The following is a 20,859-nucleotide window of genomic DNA, read 5'->3' as shown; positions in this document are numbered from 1 at the left end:
CCCGTCCCCCGCTACGGGAGTGGCCCCGTCGCCCCGGAGAACGTCGCGTCAAGTTGATGGGGAACAGGACCAGTTCATGGTCCGACCCCGAGGTCCGCGCGGGGGCGACGGCATCGGTCAGCCACACGGACCAGCCACCTGCGTCTCACATCACAAGACACGTATCTCATCATGCGGAGTGCGGCGTACCGTTGGGTCATCGCTAGAAGCAGCGCTCGGAGAGAGGACATTCGGCATGCCGAAGGAAACCGCCGTCTACACCCATGGGCACCACGAGTCGGTGCTTCGCTCGCACCGCTGGCGCACCGCCGAGAATTCGGCGGCCTATCTGCTCGGTGAGCTCAAGCCGGGAATGTCCGTACTGGACGTGGGCTGCGGGCCGGGGACGATCACGGCCGATCTGGCCGCGCTGGTCGCACCGGGCGTCGTGACCGGCGTCGAGACCAACCAGGACATCCTCGACCAGGCGGCCGGAGCCGCCCGCGAACGCGGGCTGGAGAACGTCTCGTTCGCCATCGCCGACGTCCACGCACTGGACTTCCCGGACGACTCCTTCGACGTGGTCCACGCCCATCAGGTGCTCCAGCACGTCGGCGACCCCGTGCAGGCGCTGCGCGAGATGCGCCGGGTCTGCCGCCCGGGCGGGCTCGTCGCCGTCAGGGACAGCGACTACGCGGCGATGACCTGGTATCCGGAAGTACCGGGCATGGAGGCGTGGTTGGCCCTGTACCGGCAGGTGGCCCGCGCCAACGGCGGGGAGCCCGACGCCGGGCGCAGGCTCCTCTCCTGGGCCCGGCAGGCCGGCTTCACCGACATCACCCCGACCGCCGCCGCCTGGTGTTACGCGACGCCGGAGAGCCGGAGCTGGTGGAGCGGGCTGTGGGCGGACCGTACGGTCGCCTCCTCCTACGCGCGGAAGGTGGTCGACGCCGGCCACGCCACGGCCGAGGACCTCACCGCGGCAGCGGCGGCGTGGCGCGCCTGGGGCGAGGAGGGCGACGGCTGGTTCATGGTGCCGCACGGCGAGGTGCTCTGCCGGGTGTGACCCGGGACGGGGCTCCCCGGCTCCGTGACCGGGCGGCCCGCAGTCCTCAGGTCCCGTCGCGAAGGGGCGGTCCGGACCGGTGCAGGCGGCCGGTCCGGACCGACGCGAATCGATCACGCGACCCTGGAGCCCCAACTAACCTCGTGTGCATGGACATCCTGGGAACCACGCTACGCATCTGCGTCGACGACCTGGAGGCCTCGGTGGCCTTCTACGAGGGCATCACCGGCACCCGCGCGCTGCGCTTCGAGCGCGGCGGGGTGTCGGTCGCCGCGATCGGCTGCTTCCTGCTCATGAGCGGGCCCGAGACCGAGCTGGAGATGCTGCGCAAGGTGGCGGCCACCATCGCGGTCAAGGACGTGGACGAGGCCCGCGAGGCACTCACCCGGGCCGGTGCGCACATCGTCGCGGGCCCGGTCCCGACCCCCGCGGGCCGCAACCTGATCGCCCTGCACCCGGACGGTTCGGTCTTCGAGTACGCGGACCGCAACGCCATCGTCTGACCCGCCCCGGGTCTTCACCGACCCGACGGGCCGGACACCCGGCAGCGTCCGCCCACCCCGGCTCGTGCGAAACCGCGGGCCCCGGGCGGCGCCCGGGGCGGCCCAGCACCTCAGGGCTGCCTCGGGAACGCCCCCACCACGAGGTCCGTGAGGAGCGCCGCCGCGGTGCCTTCGGGGTCGAGGTCGGGGTCGTAGATCGTGACGTTGAGCCCCACGCACCGGGGTGAGGCGACCAACGTACGCAGCAGTGCGGCGAGTTCGTCCGGCAGGAGTCCGCCGTCGTCGGGGCTGTCGACGGCGGGCATCACACTCGGGTCGAGCACGTCGGCGTCCAGGTGCACCCAGAATCCGTCGAGCGCAGGGCCCTCCAGGGACACGACCGCGGCCCGGGCCACCTCGGCCGGCCCCCACTCACGGATCTCGCCGACCGTCAGGTGGGGGATCTTCAGACCGGTCAGCTCGGCCCGGTCCTCGTCCCCGTCCCGCAGCCCGAAGAGGCGGAGGTCCTCGTCCCGCAGGTAGGGGCGGAGCCCTTCGAGGTCGGTGAGATCGTCCTGTCCCCGCCCGGTCGCGAGGGCCATTTCCTCACCGGCCGCCGCGCCGATCCGGTCCGAGTTGCCCGGGTGCCGGAAGTCCGCGGACGCGTCCACGGCCGCCAGTCCGTACCGTCCGATGCGGCGCAGGGCGAGGGAGGCGCCGAGCTGGATCGAGCAGTCGCCGCCCAGTACCACCGGGAAGTCTCCCGCCCTGACGTGATGTTCGAGGCGGTCCGCGAGGGTGCGTGTGTAGCGGGCGAGGGCCGTGGCGTTGAACACGCCGTCGCCCTCCTGCCAGGTGCCGAGGTCATAGCGCGGGGGGACCACGACGCCGCCTTCGAGCGCCCCGAGCTTCCGCACGATTCCCTGGTCGCGCAAGGCTCCCGCGAGTTTGCAGCAGCCGGGGACGGTGCCGGGCGACGGGGGCCTCAGGCCCAGGTTGGAGGGTGCGTCGATGACGACGATATTCCGCATGCCTCTCATCCTTCCCGTCGTAACCTGGGCCGCAAGCGCATTTCGCCGCGGGACGAACGCGCGGGGATTTTCCCGCGCACGGCACAAAGCCGCACGGCGCAACAGCAGCACGGCACCGAAGCGGTGCGGCGCAGAAGAAGGCAGGGCACCACGATGGGTACGCAGCACACATACCGGGTGATCGTCCGGGGCACCTGGGACGGGCTGACGGACGAGGCGCGGACCCGGCTGCTCGCCGAGGTGGCGGACCACGGCCTCACCTCCATGCAGTTCACCGAGGAGGGCTCGCTCACCTACGACACCGTGCTGAAGCACTTCAGCTTCCGGTACATCGTGGTGTCGGACGCCGAGGACGGCGAGGAGATGGCGTCCGCGCTCGCCGAGGAGCGGGCGGAGACCGCGCTCATGACTCAGGGGTACGGGTACGGGCCGCTGCGCTCCACGGCGACGGACATGGACACCATGAAGGTCAACTACAAGGGTCGGCGGGGCCCCGGGGCCGCCTGACAGCGGCGAGACGACTGAGGAGCTCCTCGGCGAGGAGCGGCAGGAGCCCGGCGGCGGCGAAGCACAGGCCGAGGACGGCGACGCCGTGCGGGCCGTGGGCGCCCAGAACGCTCCCGCCGAAGAACGAGCCGACATCGATCCCACCGCGAGCACCGCGCCGAGGGAGCGGGGAGATCCCGCGACGTCGGTGAGGAAGACGGTGACGTACGTGCAGCAGGTGAAGGTGTAGGACCCGCCGATGACGACAGCGGTCACCACCACGAGCAGCGGGAACCGGAAGCGGTCGGGTTCCGGGGCGGTGGCGGCCGGTTTCTCCTCGTCCGGTGACGAGGGCAGCAGGCCCACCACGACGGTCCCGGCGATCAGCCCCGGCCCGCTCATCACCACGAACGGCACGCGCCAGTCGGTCTGCTGCCCGAGCCAGGTCCCGGCAGGATGCCCACGGACGGCAGTGACACCCCGGGGCCGTACGCGTTCTGCGGCAGCAGACCGACCGGCAGGGCCCCGACCGTGGCGCACGCGAGGAGTGCGAGCGACAGCCCGCCCACCGCGACGAGCGCCCGCCCCGGGCCACCGGCTCCGGAGCCTCCGCCCCCGCCCCCGCCCGCGGCGAGCCCGCCTCCGTGGTGACGACCATGCCTCCTCACCGGTCTGCGCCTGACTCGCCGGACACGTTGCGGCACGGAGACGAGCGAGTACGTGAAAGGGCCGGGCGCGCAGCAGAAGAACACGCGAAACTTGCCGTGTAAACATCGAAAGTTTCGAACTCCCGCTGCATGCACGGCGGTTGTGCGCCGCGGCCATCGATCCGCGCGGCAGGCCCACCCGAAGACGGAACCGCACTCCCTGACGACTCGTCGATGCGGGGTCGATACACCTACAAGAGAAGGGAGTTGAAGGTGATCAGGGTGTTTCCGGCCGATTGCCACGGCGTGATCCGATCGTGACCGGGCCGTGCGGGCGAGGGGCTGGTGACAGGTCGGCCGACCCGCGTATGTTGCCGCCCACAACATTCAACGCCCGTGTACGCACCGCGTGTTCGCCGCGTTGCCGGTAATCCATCACTGCCGACCCGTGCGACCGGCGCCGGACGGCCGTACCCCAGAAAGGGGCCCTTCCGATGCGCAAGGGACTTGTCCTCGCCGGCACCTCCATGGTGCTCATGACATCGCTCGCCGCCTGCGGCGGCTCCTCAGGTGACGACGGAGCCGACGGCGGTGCCAAGAAGCCGAAGATCGGCGTGATCCTTCCGGACAGCAAGTCGTCGGCCCGCTGGGAGGACGCGGACCGCCCGCTGCTGACCGCCGCCTTCAAGGCCGCGGGCGTGGACTACGACATCCAGAACGCGGAGGGCGACAAGCAGGCCTTCCAGACCATCGCCGACCAGATGATCACCAAGGGCGTCAACGTCCTGGTGATCGTGAACCTGGACAGCGGCACCGGCAAGGCCGTCCTCGCCAAGGCCAAGTCGCAGGGCGTGGCCACGATCGACTACGACCGGCTGACCCTCGGCGGCTCCGCCCAGTACTACGTGAGCTTCGACAACACGGCCGTCGGCAAGCTCCAGGGCGAGGGTCTCGGCAAGTGCCTGACCGACCTGAAGGCCGAGAAGCCGGTCGTCGCCGAGCTGAACGGCTCCCCCACCGACAACAACGCCACGCTGTTCGCCCAGGGGTACAACGGCGTCCTCGATCCGAAGTACGCCTCCGGCGAGTACACCAAGGGCCCCAACCAGTCGGTTCCGGACTGGGACAACGCCCAGGCCGGCACGATCTTCGAGCAGATGCTGACCAGCGAGCCCAAGATCGGCGGAGTGCTGGCCGCCAACGACGGCCTCGGCAACGCCGCCATCGCCGTGCTGCGCAAGAACCACCGCAACGGCCAGGTGCCCGTCACCGGCCAGGACGCCACCGTCCAGGGTCTGCAGAACATCCTGGCCGGGGACCAGTGCATGACGGTCTACAAGGCGGTGAAGAAGGAGGCGGACGCCACCGCGCAGCTCGCGGTGAGCCTGGCCAAGGGCGAGAAGGGGAAGACCAACGCCACGGTCAACGACCCGGAGGGCAAGCGCGACGTCGCCGCGGTCCTGGAGACCCCGACGGCCATCTACCGGGACAACGTCAAGGACGTCGTGGCCGACGGATACGTGACCAAGGCCGATCTGTGCACCGGCAAGTACGCCGCCCTGTGCACCAAGTACGGCATCCAGTAGACCAGCCCGGACCGGCCGCCCCGGCCGTTCGGTCCGGCCGACCGTGCCGGGGCGTCCCGGCGTGCCCGTGCGGCCCCGGCCCGGACTTCGGCCGGGGCCCCTCGGAGCAACGACTCGTAAGGAGCCGTCCACCCATGACAGCGACCCCGATCCTCGAACTGCGGGGGATCGACAAAAGCTTCGGCGCGGTGCAGGTACTGCACGAGGTGAACTTCGCCGCCTACCCGGGGGAGGTGACCGCCCTGGTCGGCGACAACGGCGCCGGCAAGTCCACGCTGGTGAAGTGCGTCGGCGGGATCCACCCGATCGACTCCGGCGCGTACCTCTTCGACGGCAGGCCGGTCCATGTGCACAGCCCCCGCGACGCCGCCTCGCTGGGCGTCGAGATCGTCTACCAGGACCTCGCGCTCTGCGACAACCTCGACATCGTCCAGAACATGTTCCTCGGCCGTGAGAAGCACCGGGGCATCGTGCTCGACGGCTGGACGATGGAGGAGATGGCCGCCAAGACACTGAAGAGCCTCTCCGTCCGTACCGTGAAGTCGGTCCGCCAGAAGGTCTCCAGCCTCTCCGGCGGGCAGCGGCAGACCGTGGCGATCGCCAAGGCCGTGCTGTGGAACAGCAAGGTCGTCGTCCTCGACGAGCCGACCGCCGCACTCGGCGTCGCACAGACCGCGCAGGTCCTGGAGCTCGTCCGCAGGCTCGCCGACAACGGACTCAGCGTCGTGCTGATCTCGCACAACATGAACGACGTCTTCGCGGTGTCCGACCGGATCGCCGCCCTTCACCTGGGCCGGATGGCCGCCCAGGTCAAGACCTCGGACGTGACGCACGCCCAGGTCGTGGAACTGATCACCGCGGGCCGCAGCGGTGACCTGGGCCTCGCCGACACCAACGGAGCCGCCACATGACCGCCCTCGCACCCGAGAAGCCGGAAGGCCACAGCGGAAAGGCCGGAGCGTCCGGTACGGACGACCGCACCGAGGCGGCCGGTATCGCCGCGCTCGCCCGCGCCTACGTCGAGCGGGTGCGCGGCGGCGAACTGGGCGTGCTCCCCGCCGTTCTCGGTCTCGTCGTCCTCTGCGCGTTCTTCGCGATCCTCCGCCCGGTCTTCCTCACCGAGCTCAACTTCGCCAACCTGCTGACCCAGGGCGCCGGCAGCATCGCCATCGCCATGGGCCTGGTCTTCCTCCTGCTCCTCGGCGAGATCGACCTCTCCGCCGGGTACGCCAGCGGCGTCTGCGCCGCCGTACTGGCGATCCTCCTCACCAACCACGGCTGGCCCTGGTACGGGGCGGTGGTCGCCGCGATGCTGACCGGGGTGGCGATCGGCCTGCTCCTCGGCACCCTGGTGGCGAAGGTCGGAATTCCGTCCTTCGTCGTCACCCTGGCCGCGTTCCTGGGCTTCCAGGGCATCGTGCTGATCCTCCTGAAGGAGGGCACCAACATCTCGATCGAGGACAAGACGATCCTCGCCCTGGCCAACGACAACCTGAGCCCCGCGCTCGGTTGGGTCCTGCTCGCGGTCTGCGTCGCCGCTTACGCCGCCGTCCAGTTCCGTGCGAACAGCAACCGAAGAGCGCGCGGACTGGCCACCTCACCGCCCACCCTGCTCGCCCTGCGCCTCTCCACGGCCGCCGTGCTCGGCGGCCTGGCGGTGTACCTGCTCAACCAGGAACGCAGCCGCAACGTCATCGTCGACTCGCTCAAGGGCGTGCCCATCGTGGTGCCCGTCATCGGCGCCCTGCTGGTCATCGGCACCTTCGTCCTCCAGCGCACCTCCTTCGGCCTGCACATCTACGCGGTGGGCGGCAGCCCCGAGGGGGCCCGCAGGGCGGGCATCAACGTGGCCTTCATCCGGGTCGCCGCCTTCGTCATCTGCTCCGCCATGGCGGCCGTCGGCGGCATCATCGCCGCCTCGCGCGGCAACTCGGTGGACCCGAACACCGGCGGCAGCAACGTGCTGCTGCTCGCGGTGGGCAGCGCGGTCATCGGCGGCACCAGCCTCTTCGGCGGCCGCGGACGCGTCATCGACGCCGTCCTGGGCGGCATGGTGGTCGCCGTGATCCAGAACGGAATGGGCCTCATGGGGTACAGCTCGGGCGTCAAGTACGCTGTCACCGGTTCGGTACTGCTGGTCGCCGCGGGTGTGGACGCTCTGTCCCGCCGCCGCGCAGCGCAACGATGAGGCTCACCGCCGCGCAACGATGAGGTTCACCCTATGAAAGCCGGTCCTTCCCAGGAGGAAATACGCCGGCACAACCTCAGCACGGTGCTGCGCCACGTACACATCGGCGGCCCCGCCTCCCGGACCGTTCTCGCCGAGCGCATGGGAGTCAACCGCAGCACCGTGCTGGGCCTGGTCAGCGAGCTCACCGCCGCGGGCCTCGTACGCGAGGAACTCCCCCGCGACACCGGCCGGGCGGGGCGGCCCTCGCTGGTCGTACGGCCCGAGCCCGCACGCGCGTACGTCCTGGCCTTCGACATCGGCGTCGACCGTCTGACGGCCGCCCGCATCGGCCTGGGCGGCCTCTTCCTCGACCGGCGCGAAATCCCCTGGCCAGGGGCGGGGCCCCAGCGCCCCGGCGACGTCGCGGACGCGCTCACGGAGTCGGCCCGGCAGATGCTGGCCGCCACCCCGCCCGGCAGCCACTGCGTCGGCGTGGGGGTGGCGGTGCGCGGCATCGTCCGCCACCCCGACGGGCTGGTCCGTTTCGCTCCCAACCTCGGCTGGACGGAAGAGGACTTCGGCGCCCAGCTCGCCGGCCGCCTCGGCCTCTCCGTCCCCGTCACCATCGGCAACGAGGCCAACGTCGCAGCCCTCGCCGAACACTTGCGCGGCGCCGGAGCCGGCTGCCGCAACGTCGTCTACCTGCACGGCGACATCGGTATCGGGGCCGGTGTCATCGCCGACGGACAACTCCTGCGCGGCGACGAGGGGTACGGCGGCGAGGTCGGCCACATGATCGTGAACCCGCACGGCGGCCGGAGCTGCGGCTGCGGCGCCACCGGCTGCCTCGAAGCCGAAGCCGGCGCCCGGGCGCTGCTCGATGCCGCCCGGCGGGGCGGCCGTACACCGGGCTACGCCACGGTGCGCGCCGTCGTCGCCGCCGCCGACCGGGGGGACGTCGTCGCCGCCGCCGCGCTGCGCGGCGTCGGCGACTGGCTCGGTATCGGGGTCGCCAACCTGGTCAACCTCTTCAACCCGGGAACCGTGATCTTCGGTGGCGTGTTGCGGGACGTCTTCCTCGGGTCGGCCGCGCAGGTGCGCAGCCGTATCAACACCACCGCCCTCAGGGCCTCCCGCGAGAACCTCCGGCTGCGGGTCTGCGCGCTGGGCGACAGCGCCGTGCTGATCGGCGCGGCGGAACTCGCCTTCTCGGAGAGCCTGGACAACCCCCTGGAGGTACTGGCCCGGCTCGACGGGCAGCGGGCGCTCGGCGAGTAGCGAGGGCTGTCAGCGGCGCGCGCACACGCGGAGTCCGGCGTCCGGGAAGGCGGTCGGGCCCGTGCAGTCGTACGCGGCGTCGACGGCCTCCCGTACGGCGGGGGCGACCCGGTTCAACGGGAACCAGCCGGGGTCGACGATCAGATACCGGGCGGCGGGGTCGTCCAGGCAGTCGAGGTTCTCGTCGAAGCTGGTGAGCTCCGTGACGTCGGGGTCGTACGAGGTGCGCTGGAGGAAGGCCGGGGAGGGGTAGCGGCAGCGGGTGGGGTTGCCCAGGGAGTACGCGATGTCGCCGAAGGCCAGGTAGACGACGGGGGTGTCCGGGCCGACACGGGAGCGGAGCCCGTCGAGCCGGTGCGTGAGGTCCCGCACGGCCTCGGTGCGGGACTTCGCCGTGAAGTCCGAGTGGCGGATGTCGAAGGAGTACGGCGTCGTCGGCCAGGCGGGGATCGCCGTGGCGAGGCCCAGCGCCACCACCGCGGCGACGGCTGTGCCACGGCGGGGGCGGGCCGGACGGCGGGCCGCGGCGAGCGCGGCGACCAGGGCGAGCAGCACCACGACCGCGAGGACGGCGCAGGTCGGGGTGGCGTGGGCCGTGCGCCAGGCGAGCGGCTGTCCCGCGACCAGCGGGACGGCGACGCCGAGTACGGCCGTGGCACCCACCGGTCCGGCCGGTGTCCGGCCGTGCCGGGTGAGATGCCGGGTGACCGCCAGCGCCCACGAGGCGGCTCCGAGCACCGGCAGTTGGGCGAGGTGGTACAGGAACCACTGGCCCTGCACCACGACGGTCCCCACCACCACGACCAGGCCGGACGCGGTCAGTGCGGGCAGGCTCCAGCGGGCTCGGACCGTGGTGGAGGTGCGCACCAGGAGGGTCAGGGTGACCGGCAGCAGGGCCACCACCGGGACCAGTACGCACTCGTTGACCAGGGACGTCCCGAGCTGGTGGACCTGCTCGGCACCGAAACCGGTACGGAACACGCTGTTGGGGTTGAGCGAGGAGAACTCGTGGAGCCAGCGCCATTCGCGGGGCTCCGTCCAGACCGCGAGAGCGAGCCCGGCGGGCGTGGCCAGCGCCGCGGCCGCCGCGCTCAGCACGGCACGGCGGCGGTCCAGGACGGCGAGGACCATCAGGGCGAGCAGCGCGGTCGAGGCGGTCGTGTACTTCATCAGCACCGCGAGTGCGAGCAGGACACCGGAGAGCGATACGGCCAGGGCGGTACGGCGTCCCGCGAGCGCGGCGCCGACGGCGGCGGTCGACAGCAGTACCGCCAGCCACTCGGGCTGCAGGAAGTCCCAGGCCGGGGCGCACACGAGCGCGGCGCCCACCGCGACCGCCACGGCACCGGCCTCGCGCCGGGGCAGCGTGCGCAGCAGGCCCGCCCGCAGCCACCGGGCCGCGCCCAGGGAGAGGACGATGACGGCGAGCCGGATCAGCGCCTCCCGTACGGCGACCGGGCCGGCGGTCAGGGCGTCCAGCCCGGCGATGGTCCACCGGTACGCCAGGGGCCGGTGGACGAAGATCTCCGACGCGGCGAGCCCCGCGCGGTGGGTGGCCCGGATGCCGCCGAGGGAGTAGCGGACGTCGTGGTTGAGGCCGCCCCAGCACATGAGCGCGATCACGGCGAGAGCGGCTGCCGCCGCCGTGATCGTCCGCACCGGCCGCAGACCGCGCGGGAAGTGGGATTCGCCCTGATCGGCGGCGAGTTCGTGCGGGTGGTGCGAGGTGTGCGCGGTGCTGTCGACGGTCATGAGCGCCGACGTTAACGGCGCCCCGGGCCGATTCCGGAGGGCGGCCACGCGAATTCGCCGCACCGGACGCCTTGTTCATCCTCTGTTCGTGCGGGGTTCAGACCCTCCGTCTCGTGACGGGTTCAGCCGGCTTCGCCTCAAGGCCTGGTCGGAGAAGCCCCGCCCGGCCCCGGAGCGTACGCGGGGGCCGGGCGGGGCTGTGGCTCAGGCCGGTTCAGTCGATGGGGGAGAAGAACTGGTACCCCTTGGAGGCGTACCACTTGGCCGGTGCGAGCACGCCCTTGGAGACGTTGAGTACGGCCGCCCCGCCCGCGGGCGTGATGGCGAGGAGGTCCTGGCGTCCGTCGCCGTCGATGTCGCCGGCGGCGACGACGCGCCGGTAACCGGCGTACCCGGTACCGAGCTTCACCCGGCCCGCGTAGCTGCCCCTGCCGTTGCCCTTGAAGAGCCACAGGGTGCCGACGCTGTCGCGTGCCACGAAGTCGGCGAGGCCGTCGCCGGACAGGTCGCCGCGTCCGGTGACCAGGTTGTAGCCCTTGAGTCCGACACCGATGCGCTTCCTCGGGCCGAATCCGCCCTTGCCGTTGCCGGCGTGGAGCCAGAGGTCTCCCGCGGCGTCCCTGCCGAGGAGGTCGGGCAGCCCGTCGCCGGAGAAGTCGTTGGCGACGAAGAGGGCGTTGTATCCGGCGAAGCCGTTGCCCAGCCAGGTGTGCGGCCGGGTGTCGAGGGAGTCCCACACCGGGCCCGGCCCCGAGTAGCGGTAGAGACCGCCGCCCGGCGTCCGGGCGAGCAGGTCGGCGTTGCCGTCACCCGTGAGGTCGCCGGACTGGATGATCCAGTCGTAGGCGACGTGCCAGAATCCGGTCGCCCCGATCTCGTGCTCGCAGTTGACGAGACGGTCCTGGCTGTTCACCCCGCAGAAGGAGACGAGTCCTCCGCCGGTGCTCGGCTGGGTCGCGACCACCGAGCCGCGGGCTTCCCAGTCCTCGAAGTAGACGTCGTGCCGCCATGTCTCGACCGTCGTGCGGTGCGCGGCGACGCCGGTGTAGAGGCGCACCCCGTTGGCTGCGACGCATCCCGAGGCGGGTGTGGCCGAGACGCCGATCAGTTTGCCGCCGGCCACGAGCGCACCGCCCGCGTCCCCCAGGCACTGGTCGGCGGGGTCGGGTGCCGGGGCGCCCTTGGCCGGCAGGGTGCAGAAGGAGCCGGCCGGCGGCGTCCGCCCGAGCAGCGAGGTGCAGGTCGCGGTGGTCAGGACGGCGACCTGCTCGGTGTGCGCGGAGCGCGCGCTCCCGGCGTCGCGCCCCGCCCAGGAGTAGAAGGTGGCCGCGGCTCCCGGCGCGTACAGTGCGGCGTCCGCCGTGGTCGCGAGGACCGGGTGGCCGTTGCCGGTCGTGTAGCTCACCGGGGAGTTGCCCGCGGGGGCGACCGCGAGGGCGTCCTTGCGGGTCGTGGCGTCGTACCCCGCGGCGGTCGCGTACCGCAGGGCGCTCCCTCCCCAGTCCGGGGTGCCCCCGTGGTACCACGAGTACCAGTCGTTCCGTGACCGGCCGGTGAAGCAGTCCGGAGCGGTCACCTCACGGATACCGGTCACTTCGACCGCCGTGCACCCCCGGTACACGCCGGTGGCCGGGTTCTGGCTCTCGAACCCCACCAGCCAGGAAGGAAAGGCCGGTTGGGCGGCGGCCGACTGCGCACCCGGGCCGGCCACCCCCGCCGCCATCATCGCCCCCAGCACGACGGCCACCGCGCCGGATCTCCGTCCCGCGCGTCTCCGCGTCGATCTCCCCATGTTTCCCCTCACCCTGCCCGGCCGGCTTGCGGCACGGGCCTCGAATCGTGTGCGGCCGGCGGAAGGTCCCGGCCGGAACTCCTCTCTCGTAGCACGCCGGAAGCCGTCGAAAGGGGGCGCGCCCGCACACGTCCGTGATCTTCCAGGGGTGTCCCTCCAGCGGTGGCACGCCGTTGGAGGAACCGTTGATTCCGAAGGGGAAGCGAGGCGTCCCTGCCGCCACGACGCGGGTACGTGTGGTCCGTGCGAGTCTGGAGAGACGTACGGGTACGGGCGGAGCCGCTCGCCTCGGGCAGCTCCGTGCACACCACACGGAAAGGTACCGACATGGCTGACACCTCCCTCGCGGGCCGCCGGGTTCTGGCGATCGTGACCAACTACGGCGTCGAACAGGACGAGCTGGTCGTACCGGTAGGGCAGCTGCGGGACAGCGGCGCAGAGGTGCAGGTGGCGGCCGTCTCGCCGGACGAGATCCGCACGCTGGTGGGCGACAAGGACCCGGGCAAGACGGTGCGGCCGGACCTGACGCTGGCGGACGTCGATCCGACCGCGTACGACCTGCTACTCGTCCCCGGCGGGACGCTGAACGCGGACACCCTGCGGCTCCAGGACGAGGCGCTGGAGATCCTCCGGTCGTTCACCCGGACCGGCCGGGCCGTCGCGGCGATCTGTCACGGCCCGTGGCTGCTGGTGGAGGCCGGTGCGGTCGACGGCCGCACGCTGACCTCGTATCCCTCCCTGCGCACGGACATCCGGAACGCGGGCGGGACCTGGGTGGACGAGCCGGTGATCGCCGACACCGCCGGTGACTGGACCCTGATCACCTCCCGCACCCCGGACGACCTCGGCCCCTTCGTGCGCGAGGCGAAGGCGGCCCTCGTCGCGGGTACGGGCTGAACGCGTCCCGCGGGGAGACACCGATGACGCACGCCGCGATCTTCGACGTGGACGGAACCCTCGTCGACACGAACCATCTGCACGTGACCGCGTGGTGGGAGGCCTTCCGTCAGGCCGGACACCGCGTCGCCATGCACGACATCCACCGGTCGGTGGGCCTGGGCGGGAGCGACCTGATCGCCGGGCTCCTGGGCGAGGGGCGTCACAAGGAGGAGGACGAGCACATCAGCGCCGCGCACACGACGCTGTACGCGACCTTCTTCGACCGGCTGCCGGCCTTCGACCGGGCGGCCGACCTGCTGCGGGAGCTGGACGGGCGCGGCTGGCAGGTCGTGCTGGCGACCTCGGCGACCGGCGCCGAACTCGGCGCGCTGCGCCGCGCACTGGACGCCGACGACGTCGTCCGGGCCACCGCGTCGGCCGGCGACACCGCCGAGGGCAAGCCCGCCCCCGATCCGGTGGAGCACGCGATGGAGCTGGTGGGCGCCACACCGGAGACCTCCGTCTTCGTCGGCGACACCGTCTGGGACATGAAGGCCGCCGCACGGGCGGGGGTCACGGCGGTCGGGGTGCTGAGCGGCGGCATCCCGCGCGAGGACCTCGTGGAGTCGGGGGCCGCCGGGGTGTACAGCGATGTCGCCGACCTGCTGAACCGCGTCGGCCGGAGCCCCTTCGCCGTCCCGGACGCCGGCTGAGGAACGGGCTGCCGGCGTCCGGGCCACGCCCCCGCGCGACGCACCTCAGCCCTGCTCCTCCGGCAGCATCTCCGAAGTGATCGCCCAGCGCTCGTGGTCGCGCCATGCTCCGTCGATGTGGAGGAAGTCCGGCGAGAACCCTTCGAGCCGGAAGCCGGCCCGCCGCACCAGCGCGGTCGAAGCCGCGTTGCCGGGCTGCACGTTGGCCTCCAGCCGGTGCAGTCCGAGCGGTCCGAAGGCGTACCGGAGGACGAGGCCGAGGGCTTCGGACATCAGCCCCCGCCCGGCGGCGTGCGCGAAGGCGCCGTATCCCAGGGCCCCGCAGCGGAAGGCGCCTTCGACGATGTTGTTGATGTTGACGAATCCGGCAATCGCACCGCCCGCCGCGCGTTCGCCGACGAGGAAGCCCTCCCTCTCGGGGCTCGCCAGCAGCCGTCCCGCGTAGGCGGCGTACGCCTCCTCCTCGGTGGGCGGGAAGAGCCAGGGGCGGTGCAGGGCGCGGCTCTCCCGCGCGCGTGCGGTGAACTCGGCGGCGTCCTCGAGGGTGAAGCGGCGCAGCGAGGTCAGCGGCCCCTGCGGGAGACCCGCGCCGGAGTGCCCGGCGGACGGGGCGTGCCCGGCGGCCTCGCCACGGGCGCGGGGCTCGCGACGGGTGCCGGCCTGGGCGTGCGGGGCGTCGGCGGCATGATCATGTGATGCGGACATGCGCCCACGGTAGGACGGGCCGGGCAAAGGCTCCTCACCGGCCTGGACCGTGTGTCGAAAGTGGCGCCGTCCGCCCGGCTGTCACTTGTTCCGCCGCCGGAACACGTATCCCCCGCAGACCAGCCCGGCGAGGAAGACGCCCAGCAGGGCGAGCCAGAGCGGCATGGTGACCGTGGGGACGATGACGCGGATGGTGACGTCCCCGGTGTTCACGCAGATGAAGACGATCGCCAGCACGGCGATGACCGCCACGACGATACGGCCCGGGGTGAGCCAGCCGTTACTGGCTCCTCTGCCGTCGCTGGACACGTTCTTGGGGCTCATGGGTCCGGCCTTTCCCTGGTCGCCGGAGCAGCCCCGCGCGGGTCGGGCCGAACGCGACCGCCCTCCGGCGACCAGCATGCGCCCGGCAGGCGTCCGGCGACCGGTGGTGTGCGTCCGTTCGGGTGACGGGCGGCTCAGCCGGCCGGGACCACCGGCAGCTCCAGCACCCCCGTGTCCTGTGGTGAGGCCGAAACGGTGACGGGCTTGGCCCCCCGGTTGCCGTAGTACGCGGTGTCGCTCCCCGCGATCACGAAGCGGAGCCGGTGACCGGCGGCGAACCGGTGGACGATGCCCGGCAGCCGTACGGTGAAGGGCCTGGTCACGTCGGGTACGCGCACCGGGGCGACCAGCCGGTGGACGAGCTCGACGGACCCGTCGGGGGCGACGTCGTACACCTTGGCGAAGAGCACGAGCCGGTCGGCGGCGTCCCCGCTGTGCTGGACCCGTTCCGCCTTCGGGGAGGACACCCGCAGCCGGACGCGGGGCGCGCCCACGACGTCGAGGTCGGCGGTGAGCGGGGCGGAGGTCCAGGCGAGGTGGGTGCCCGCCGTGTCGTACGGAGCGATGTCGGGAAGTCCGGTGAGCCCGGAGAGCGAGGTCTCCGAATGGCTGCTGGGCAGGGGCCGGTTGGTGTACGAACGGCTGCCGGCGACCACGTCCGGGCGGCGGTCCGCCAGGGTGCCGTCGCCGGAGAGGTACAGGGTGCGCGAGGGGGCGGGCGGTGCGTCGGCGGTGCCGTAACCGCTCGTCCAGTCGCGGTAGTACGCGAAGGCGGGGCCGGTGTCGGCGGCCTGGTGGCGGAGGTAGCGGTCGAACCAGGCGAGGACGCGCCGGCCGACGTAACTGGTCTCCAGGTTCCCCTGGGACAGGTCGAGTTCGCCGGGGGTGGCGCCTCCCCCGCTGTGCCCCCAGGCCTGCCAGATCATCTTGGTGGGGGTGCCGCGCGACCGGAGGGTCTCGTAGGTGTCGGTGGCCTCGTTGAGGTTGAACAGGGTGTCCGCCTGGCCCTGCACCAGGAGGGTGGGCGCCTCGACCCGGTCGAGGTAGGAGACCGGGGAGACGCCGCGCGTGTAGGCGAGCACGGCCTCGGCCTCGGCGGCCGGGTAGCGGCCGGAGTTGAGGAAGCTGATGGTGTCGCAGGCCTGGGGGGTGAAGTGCAGGCAGTCCAGGGTGCCGAAGCGGGACGGGTCGAGGCTGGGGGCCAGCAGCGGCTGCCCCTCGCCCATCAGGTAGAAGCCGTTGGTCCACTGCCATTTGAAGACGCCCGGGGCACGGGATGCGGCGGCGCTTCCCGTGACGGTGCTTGCCGTAGCGGTGCTTGCCGTAGCGGTGCCTCCCGTGGCGCTGTCGGGCGTCACGTTGTTGGGCGCGAGCGAGTGGCCGAGGTCGTTCCAGGTGATGAGGGGGACGAGCGCGTCGACGCGGTGGTCGACGGAGGCGGTGGCGAGTTGGACCGCGCCGCCGTAGGACCCCCCGATCATGCCGACGCGCGGGTCGCCCGTCCCGTCGAGCGCGACGAAGTCGGCCCGGGTGCCGTCGTCGGCCGACCGGGTGCCCGCGAGGAAGTCGACCAGCCCGGAGGCGGCCTTCCCGTCGGCCTCGGGGGCGTCCAGGGTGATCAGGCAGCCGGACCGGCCGAAGCCGAGGCCGGAGTAGACGAGCCCCACGTAGCCCCGGGCGGCGAAGGCGCGGCCGAGGGCGTCGGTGGAGCCGTCCGACTTGCTGCCCGCGAAGCCGTTGGTCGCCAGGACCGCCGGAGCGGGGTGCGCGGCGTCGGCTCCGCGCGGGCGGTAGAGGTCGGCGTCGACGGTGCAGTCGTGGCCGCCCGCGCGCACGGTGAACTTCAGCGGGGTGACGGTGTACGGCTCGTCCGCCGCGCGGGCGGGGACGGACAGGACGAGCGGGGCGGTCAGCGCCGCTCCGGCGAGGGCCGCGAACGGCTTCCCGAACCTGGCGACGACACCTGACACCGCGGACCTCCACACCCAGGGCACCGGGACCACCGGCCGACGCCTGAACAGACCACCGAAACGTCGAAACGCGCGGGAAAGAGCCGGGCCACCGACCCGTCGATGACAGAACGTGTTCATGCTGTGACACGGAGCACACCGGTGTCAACGTTCCGGCCGCCGATTCCCCCGAGGGAGTAGCGGGCCGGAGAGCGGAAATACCCTTGCGCTCGCGCCCGTCGGTCGTGGTTCACTCGCGCGATGAATCTTCTGCTGACGGCGAGCGGCCTGCGCAACGAGACGCTGCGGGACACGCTGCGGGACATGCTGGGAAAGCCCTTCGGGTCGGCGAACGTCGTGTACGTTCCCACGGCGTCGGTCGCCGAGCCCGGGGACCACGGGTGGCTCCTCGCGGACATGAACCGGGTGCACGGCCTCGGCTGGCGCGAGTTCGACGTCCTGGAGCTGAACGGCCTTCCCCGGCGGACGGTGCTCGACCGGCTGATCCACGCCGACGTCATCCATGTCGGGGGCGGCAACCAGTACCACCTCGCGCGCAGCATCACGGGCAACGGCCTGGCCGACGGCTTCCTGGAGGCGCTGGAGAGCCGGGTCTACGTGGGGATGAGCGCCGGATCGATGATCTTCAGCCAGAACCTCACCGCGCACTCCGCCGACGTCATCGGGGACACGGCGGACCTCCACGCACTCGGCGCGACGACCGTGGAATCTCCGTTCGGCCTCTTCGACTGGTACGTCAAACCCCACCTGCACTCGCCGAACTTCCCCGAGCGGGACGACGCCTGGGCCGATCGCATCGCCGCGCGGGCGGACTTCCCGGTCTGGTTCATCGACGACGACACGGCCGTGCGCGTCAGGGACGACACGGTGGACGTCGTCTCCGAGGGCCGGTGGCGCTTCCACCCCTGACCCGACGCGACGCGCGGCGGGGAGGGCCTTTCCGCCCGTTCCCCGCCGCGACCACCGTCCGGACGTGACGAGCTGTCAGGTCAGTGCGGGAACCTCCACCGTGAGGGTCGCCCGACCGCCGTCCGCGGGGGCGTCGAGCACGGCGGGGAGTCCGAGCGGGACGGTGAGCGTGGTCGGGCCGTGGCCGAATCCCAGCTCCTCGACGACGGGCACCCCGAGGGTGCCGAGCCGGTCGGCGAGCACCGCGCGGACCCTGTCGTACGGTCCGCAGTTCTCCCAGGAGCCGCAGACCACCCCGGCGACCCCCTCCAGGGCGCCGGAGCGCAGCAGCCGGGTGAGGATGCCGTCGATGCGGTACGGGTCCTCGGTGACGTCCTCGACGAGGAGGAGGCCGCCCCGGGCCGAGGTGCGGGCGCCGGGGGTGCCGAGGTCGGCCGCGAGCAGGCTGACGCAGCCGCCGTAGGTGACGCCCCGGGCCCGGCCGGGGACCAGGGAGGCCGCGGTCTCCAGGCCCAGGGTGCGTACCGACTCGGGTTCGAGGAGGGTGGCGCGCAGCCCGTCCTGGGTGGGTGCGTCCTTGAGGAAGGTCTCGGCGCCGACCATGGGGCCGAGCAGGGTGGAGAACCCGGCGCGCAGGGCGAACGCCTCGTGGAGCACGGTGATGTCGCTGTAGCCGACGAACGGCTTGGGGCCGGCCGCGCGGATGGCGGTCCAGTCGAGCAGGTCGACCATGCGGTGCGCGCCGTAGCCGCCCCGGGCGCAGAGGATCGCGTCGACGGACGGGTCGCACCAGGCGTCCTGGAGGTCCTGGGCGCGGTGTTCGTCGGTCCCGGCGAGGTAGCGCAGTTCGGGGTGGACGTCGCGGGCGTGCGGGGTGACGAAGGGGTCGAGGTCCCAGCCGCGCAGCAGGTCGAGCCCGGCGTCGAGCCGTTCGGCGGGTACGGGGCCGCTGGGCGAGACGACGGCGACCCGGGCGCCGGGCCTCAGCCGGGCGGCCCGGGCGAGCGGTTCGGGGCCTGCACCGGCCCCGGTGGCGACGGGGGCCGCGCTCATCGCTTCAGCTCCAGGGCCGGGACGTCGACTCCGTCGATGCCGAAGGTCTGCGCGTACAGGGAGAGTTCGGCCTCCAGTGCGCGGATCAGGGTGGCCTCCAGCCGGAAGCCGTGGCTCTCCCCGGCAAAGGTGAGGTAGGCGTGCGGGATGCCGCGTCCCTCGATCGCGGCGAGGAACCGCTCGCACTGCGCGGGCGGGCAGATCACGTCGTCCAGCCCCTGGAGCAGTAGGAACGGGGTGCGGAGCCTGTCCGCGTGGGTGAGGGGCGACCGGTCGCGGTAGCGGTCGGGTACCTCGGCGAGCGGGCCGACCAGGGATTCCAGGTACCGCGACTCGAAGTCGTGGGTCTCGCCGACCGCCCAGCCGGTGAGGTCGAGGATGGGGTAGCTGATGGCCCCGCAGGCGTAGAGGTCGGTGCTGGTGAGGGAGGCGGCGGTGGTCCAGCCGCCGGCGCTGCCGCCCCGGATCGCCAGCCGGGCGCGGTCGGCAGAGCCCTCGGCCGCCAGGGCCTCGGCGACGGCGGCGCAGTCCTCGACGTCCACGACGCCCCACTGTTCGCGGAGCCGTTCGCGGTAGGTGCGCCCGTAGCCGGTCGATCCGCCGTAGTTGACCTCGACGACGCCGATGCCGCGCGAGGTGAAGTAGGCGATCTCCAGGTCGAGGGCGAGCGGGACGCGGCTGGTGGGGCCGCCGTGCGCCCAGACGACGTACGGCGGGAGTTCGCCCTCGGGGCCGGTGTGCCCGGGGTTGCGGGGCGGGTACACCAGGGCGTGGATGTCCCGGCCGTCCGGTCCGGAGAAGGTGCGCTCCTCCGGCCGGGGGTAGTACGCCGGGTCGACGGCGTCGGTGTGCGGTGCGCCGATGGTCCGGGTGTGGCCGGTCGAGGTGTCCAGTTCGACGACCTCGTAGCCGGTGTACGGGCTCGCGGCCACGCCGACGACGCGGTCTCCGCGGACGGCGAGGGTCTCGGTCCAGGCGGTCCAGGGCCCGGCCACGTCGACGAGGTCGCCGGTCTCCGGGTCGAGCACGCCGAGCCGGGTGGTGCCCGTGCCGTGGATGACGGCGATCAGTCCGTTGTCGAGCTGCCGGAACCAGCGCAGGCCGATCTTCCAGAGCGGTCCGCCGAACTCCTCGCCCCGGCCGGGGCAGAGGGTGCTGGTCGGTACGGCCCCGTCCGCGACGGCGTCGGGCCGGATGCGCTGGAGCTGCCACCAGTCGCCGATGTCGGAGACGAAGAGCAGGGAGCCGTCGCGGTCCCATTCGACCTGGCAGACGGACTCGTCGGTGTCGCCGACGAGCGGCCGGATTCCGGTGAAGGTTCCCTCGTCGGTGACCTCGGCGAGCATCACGACCGTGCCGTCCCACGGCATGTGCGGGTGGTCCCAGGCGATCCAGGCGGCCCGGCGTCCGTCGTGCGAGACCCGGGGCCCGGTGACGAAGCGGTGGCGGTCGTCGGAGAGTTCGCGTACGGCGGCGCGGTCGTCGGCGGCGGAGCCGTCCAGCGGTACGGCGGCCACCACCCGGCGCACGTCGCTGGCGCCCTCGCCGGTGAACTCCTCCAGGACGCACCAGACCTCGTCCCGGTCCTGGTGGATCTGCGGGTCCACCCAGCGCAGCCCGCCGCCGGTGCCGGAGACCGGGGTGAGCGGCCAGGGGGCGTCGGGGCCGTCCGGGGCGTAGGCGTAGAGCCGCTGGTCGGCGAAGTGGACGAAGACGACGAGCGGGCCCCCCGAGGCGCGGGCGACTCCCGCCCACGGCTGTCCGCCGTACTCGATGACCCGGCTGCGGGCGTTCCACGGTGCGGGCAGCACGGTGGTGATCGCGCCCTCCGCGCTCCGGCGCACCAGGGCGCGCCGGCCTCCTTCGGCGGGGCGGGGTTCGGTCCACCAGACCTCCTCGCCGACGGTGCCGACGTACTCGGGGCGGCCGTCGTGCGAGGCGGCGAGCGCCGCGTCGACGGGGGTGGGCCAGGTGCCGTACGGGGCCGGGGCGGTGGTGGTGGGCTGGGCCGTGCTGGGCTGGGTGGACGCCATGGAT

Annotated in this window: 18 protein-coding genes; 10 read left to right on the top strand and 8 right to left on the bottom strand. The window is 72.5% G+C overall.

What is annotated here, in order from left to right; genetic code table 11:
- The first annotated feature begins 235 nt into the window (after window positions 1–235).
- Together OG599_RS29715 and OG599_RS29710 are read left to right on the top strand one after the other, a co-directional pair.
- On the top strand, window positions 236–1,045 hold the full coding sequence (locus tag OG599_RS29715; protein ID WP_327179048.1) for a class I SAM-dependent methyltransferase: 810 nt from the start codon (window positions 236–238) through the stop codon (window positions 1,043–1,045).
- A gap of 149 nt (window positions 1,046–1,194) precedes the next feature.
- Window positions 1,195–1,548 carry a VOC family protein gene (locus OG599_RS29710; RefSeq protein WP_327179047.1) on the top strand — a complete coding sequence of 118 codons (354 nt, stop codon included), beginning with the start codon at window positions 1,195–1,197 and terminating at the stop codon, window positions 1,546–1,548.
- Between the two features lie 110 nt (window positions 1,549–1,658).
- Here OG599_RS29710 and OG599_RS29705 read toward each other — a convergent pair whose 3' ends face one another.
- A complete protein-coding gene (locus OG599_RS29705) occupies window positions 1,659–2,558 on the bottom strand; it encodes an arginase family protein (protein WP_327179046.1) in 900 nt (299 codons plus the stop codon).
- 153 nt (window positions 2,559–2,711) lie between these two features.
- On the opposite strand from OG599_RS29705, the gene OG599_RS29700 reads away from it, so the two are divergent.
- The 5 genes from OG599_RS29700 (at window position 2,712) to OG599_RS29680 (ending at window position 8,725) form a co-directional block, all read left to right on the top strand.
- The gene (locus OG599_RS29700) at window positions 2,712–3,065 is read left to right on the top strand and encodes a DUF6204 family protein (RefSeq protein ID WP_327179045.1); all 354 of its coding nucleotides are present in this window, start codon (window positions 2,712–2,714) and stop codon (window positions 3,063–3,065) included.
- 1,120 nt (window positions 3,066–4,185) lie between these two features.
- Entirely contained in the window at window positions 4,186–5,277 is a 1,092-nt protein-coding gene (locus tag OG599_RS29695; RefSeq protein ID WP_327179044.1) for a sugar ABC transporter substrate-binding protein, read from the top strand.
- A gap of 134 nt (window positions 5,278–5,411) precedes the next feature.
- Window positions 5,412–6,188, top strand: a complete 777-nt coding sequence (locus OG599_RS29690) for an ATP-binding cassette domain-containing protein (protein WP_327179043.1) — start codon at window positions 5,412–5,414, stop codon at window positions 6,186–6,188.
- Window positions 6,185–7,465 carry a sugar ABC transporter permease gene (locus OG599_RS29685; protein WP_327179042.1) on the top strand — a complete coding sequence of 427 codons (1,281 nt, stop codon included), beginning with the start codon at window positions 6,185–6,187 and terminating at the stop codon, window positions 7,463–7,465. The genes OG599_RS29690 and OG599_RS29685 overlap by 4 nt, the downstream gene beginning before the upstream one ends.
- Before the next feature lie 33 nt (window positions 7,466–7,498).
- Window positions 7,499–8,725 (top strand): ROK family transcriptional regulator, encoded by a 1,227-nt coding sequence (locus tag OG599_RS29680; protein WP_327179041.1) that lies wholly within the window; start codon window positions 7,499–7,501, stop codon window positions 8,723–8,725.
- A gap of 9 nt (window positions 8,726–8,734) precedes the next feature.
- On the opposite strand, the gene OG599_RS29675 is transcribed toward OG599_RS29680, so the two are convergent.
- Both OG599_RS29675 and OG599_RS29670 read right to left on the bottom strand, forming a co-directional pair.
- Window positions 8,735–10,477: a hypothetical protein gene (locus OG599_RS29675; RefSeq protein ID WP_327179040.1), complete on the bottom strand. Its 1,743-nt coding sequence runs from the start codon at window positions 10,475–10,477 to the stop codon at window positions 8,735–8,737.
- Between the two features lie 214 nt (window positions 10,478–10,691).
- Window positions 10,692–12,224 (bottom strand): FG-GAP repeat domain-containing protein, encoded by a 1,533-nt coding sequence (locus OG599_RS29670; RefSeq protein ID WP_327179039.1) that lies wholly within the window; start codon window positions 12,222–12,224, stop codon window positions 10,692–10,694.
- Between the two features lie 372 nt (window positions 12,225–12,596).
- Between OG599_RS29670 and OG599_RS29665 the strand changes: the two genes are divergently transcribed.
- Window positions 12,597–13,166 carry a type 1 glutamine amidotransferase domain-containing protein gene (locus tag OG599_RS29665; RefSeq protein ID WP_327179038.1) on the top strand — a complete coding sequence of 190 codons (570 nt, stop codon included), beginning with the start codon at window positions 12,597–12,599 and terminating at the stop codon, window positions 13,164–13,166.
- A 23-nt stretch (window positions 13,167–13,189) separates the two neighbouring features.
- Window positions 13,190–13,861 (top strand): HAD family hydrolase, encoded by a 672-nt coding sequence (locus OG599_RS29660; RefSeq protein WP_327179037.1) that lies wholly within the window; start codon window positions 13,190–13,192, stop codon window positions 13,859–13,861.
- A 45-nt stretch (window positions 13,862–13,906) separates the two neighbouring features.
- Here the strand turns inward: OG599_RS29660 and OG599_RS29655 are convergent, their stop codons facing one another.
- The 3 genes from OG599_RS29655 to OG599_RS29645 form a co-directional block, all read right to left on the bottom strand.
- Window positions 13,907–14,566 carry a GNAT family N-acetyltransferase gene (locus tag OG599_RS29655; protein ID WP_327179036.1) on the bottom strand — a complete coding sequence of 220 codons (660 nt, stop codon included), beginning with the start codon at window positions 14,564–14,566 and terminating at the stop codon, window positions 13,907–13,909.
- An 81-nt stretch (window positions 14,567–14,647) separates the two neighbouring features.
- A complete protein-coding gene (locus OG599_RS29650) occupies window positions 14,648–14,890 on the bottom strand; it encodes a LapA family protein (protein ID WP_327179035.1) in 243 nt (80 codons plus the stop codon).
- 134 nt (window positions 14,891–15,024) lie between these two features.
- Window positions 15,025–16,860 (bottom strand): CocE/NonD family hydrolase, encoded by a 1,836-nt coding sequence (locus OG599_RS29645; RefSeq protein ID WP_327179034.1) that lies wholly within the window; start codon window positions 16,858–16,860, stop codon window positions 15,025–15,027.
- A 240-nt stretch (window positions 16,861–17,100) separates the two neighbouring features.
- Here OG599_RS29645 and OG599_RS29640 point away from each other — a divergent pair, with 240 nt between their 5' ends.
- On the top strand, window positions 17,101–17,769 hold the full coding sequence (locus tag OG599_RS29640; RefSeq protein ID WP_327179033.1) for a Type 1 glutamine amidotransferase-like domain-containing protein: 669 nt from the start codon (window positions 17,101–17,103) through the stop codon (window positions 17,767–17,769).
- Between the two features lie 75 nt (window positions 17,770–17,844).
- Here OG599_RS29640 and OG599_RS29635 read toward each other — a convergent pair whose 3' ends face one another.
- Together OG599_RS29635 and OG599_RS29630 are read right to left on the bottom strand one after the other, a co-directional pair.
- A complete protein-coding gene (locus tag OG599_RS29635) occupies window positions 17,845–18,822 on the bottom strand; it encodes a S66 peptidase family protein (RefSeq protein WP_327179032.1) in 978 nt (325 codons plus the stop codon).
- On the bottom strand, window positions 18,819–20,855 hold the full coding sequence (locus OG599_RS29630) for a S9 family peptidase (protein WP_327179031.1): 2,037 nt from the start codon (window positions 20,853–20,855) through the stop codon (window positions 18,819–18,821). The genes OG599_RS29635 and OG599_RS29630 overlap by 4 nt, the downstream gene beginning before the upstream one ends.
- Between the last annotated feature and the right edge of the window lie 4 nt (window positions 20,856–20,859).

The organism is Streptomyces sp. NBC_01335, from assembly GCF_035953295.1.
Lineage (GTDB): Bacteria > Actinomycetota > Actinomycetes > Streptomycetales > Streptomycetaceae > Streptomyces.
This window is presented reverse-complemented; position numbering and strand designations above follow the sequence as displayed.

Coding starts and splice junctions, on each gene's coding strand:
- OG599_RS29715 (WP_327179048.1), top strand. CDS start 236: ATGCCGAAGGAAACCGCCGTCTACACCCATGGGCACCACGAGTCGGTG.
- OG599_RS29710 (WP_327179047.1), top strand. CDS start 1,195: ATGGACATCCTGGGAACCACGCTACGCATCTGCGTCGACGACCTGGAG.
- OG599_RS29705 (WP_327179046.1), bottom strand. CDS start 2,558: ATGCGGAATATCGTCGTCATCGACGCACCCTCCAACCTGGGCCTGAGG.
- OG599_RS29700 (WP_327179045.1), top strand. CDS start 2,712: ATGGGTACGCAGCACACATACCGGGTGATCGTCCGGGGCACCTGGGAC.
- OG599_RS29695 (WP_327179044.1), top strand. CDS start 4,186: ATGCGCAAGGGACTTGTCCTCGCCGGCACCTCCATGGTGCTCATGACA.
- OG599_RS29690 (WP_327179043.1), top strand. CDS start 5,412: ATGACAGCGACCCCGATCCTCGAACTGCGGGGGATCGACAAAAGCTTC.
- OG599_RS29685 (WP_327179042.1), top strand. CDS start 6,185: ATGACCGCCCTCGCACCCGAGAAGCCGGAAGGCCACAGCGGAAAGGCC.
- OG599_RS29680 (WP_327179041.1), top strand. CDS start 7,499: ATGAAAGCCGGTCCTTCCCAGGAGGAAATACGCCGGCACAACCTCAGC.
- OG599_RS29675 (WP_327179040.1), bottom strand. CDS start 10,477: ATGACCGTCGACAGCACCGCGCACACCTCGCACCACCCGCACGAACTC.
- OG599_RS29665 (WP_327179038.1), top strand. CDS start 12,597: ATGGCTGACACCTCCCTCGCGGGCCGCCGGGTTCTGGCGATCGTGACC.
- OG599_RS29660 (WP_327179037.1), top strand. CDS start 13,190: ATGACGCACGCCGCGATCTTCGACGTGGACGGAACCCTCGTCGACACG.
- OG599_RS29655 (WP_327179036.1), bottom strand. CDS start 14,566: ATGTCCGCATCACATGATCATGCCGCCGACGCCCCGCACGCCCAGGCC.
- OG599_RS29650 (WP_327179035.1), bottom strand. CDS start 14,890: ATGAGCCCCAAGAACGTGTCCAGCGACGGCAGAGGAGCCAGTAACGGC.
- OG599_RS29640 (WP_327179033.1), top strand. CDS start 17,101: ATGAATCTTCTGCTGACGGCGAGCGGCCTGCGCAACGAGACGCTGCGG.
- OG599_RS29635 (WP_327179032.1), bottom strand. CDS start 18,822: ATGAGCGCGGCCCCCGTCGCCACCGGGGCCGGTGCAGGCCCCGAACCG.
- OG599_RS29630 (WP_327179031.1), bottom strand. CDS start 20,855: ATGGCGTCCACCCAGCCCAGCACGGCCCAGCCCACCACCACCGCCCCG.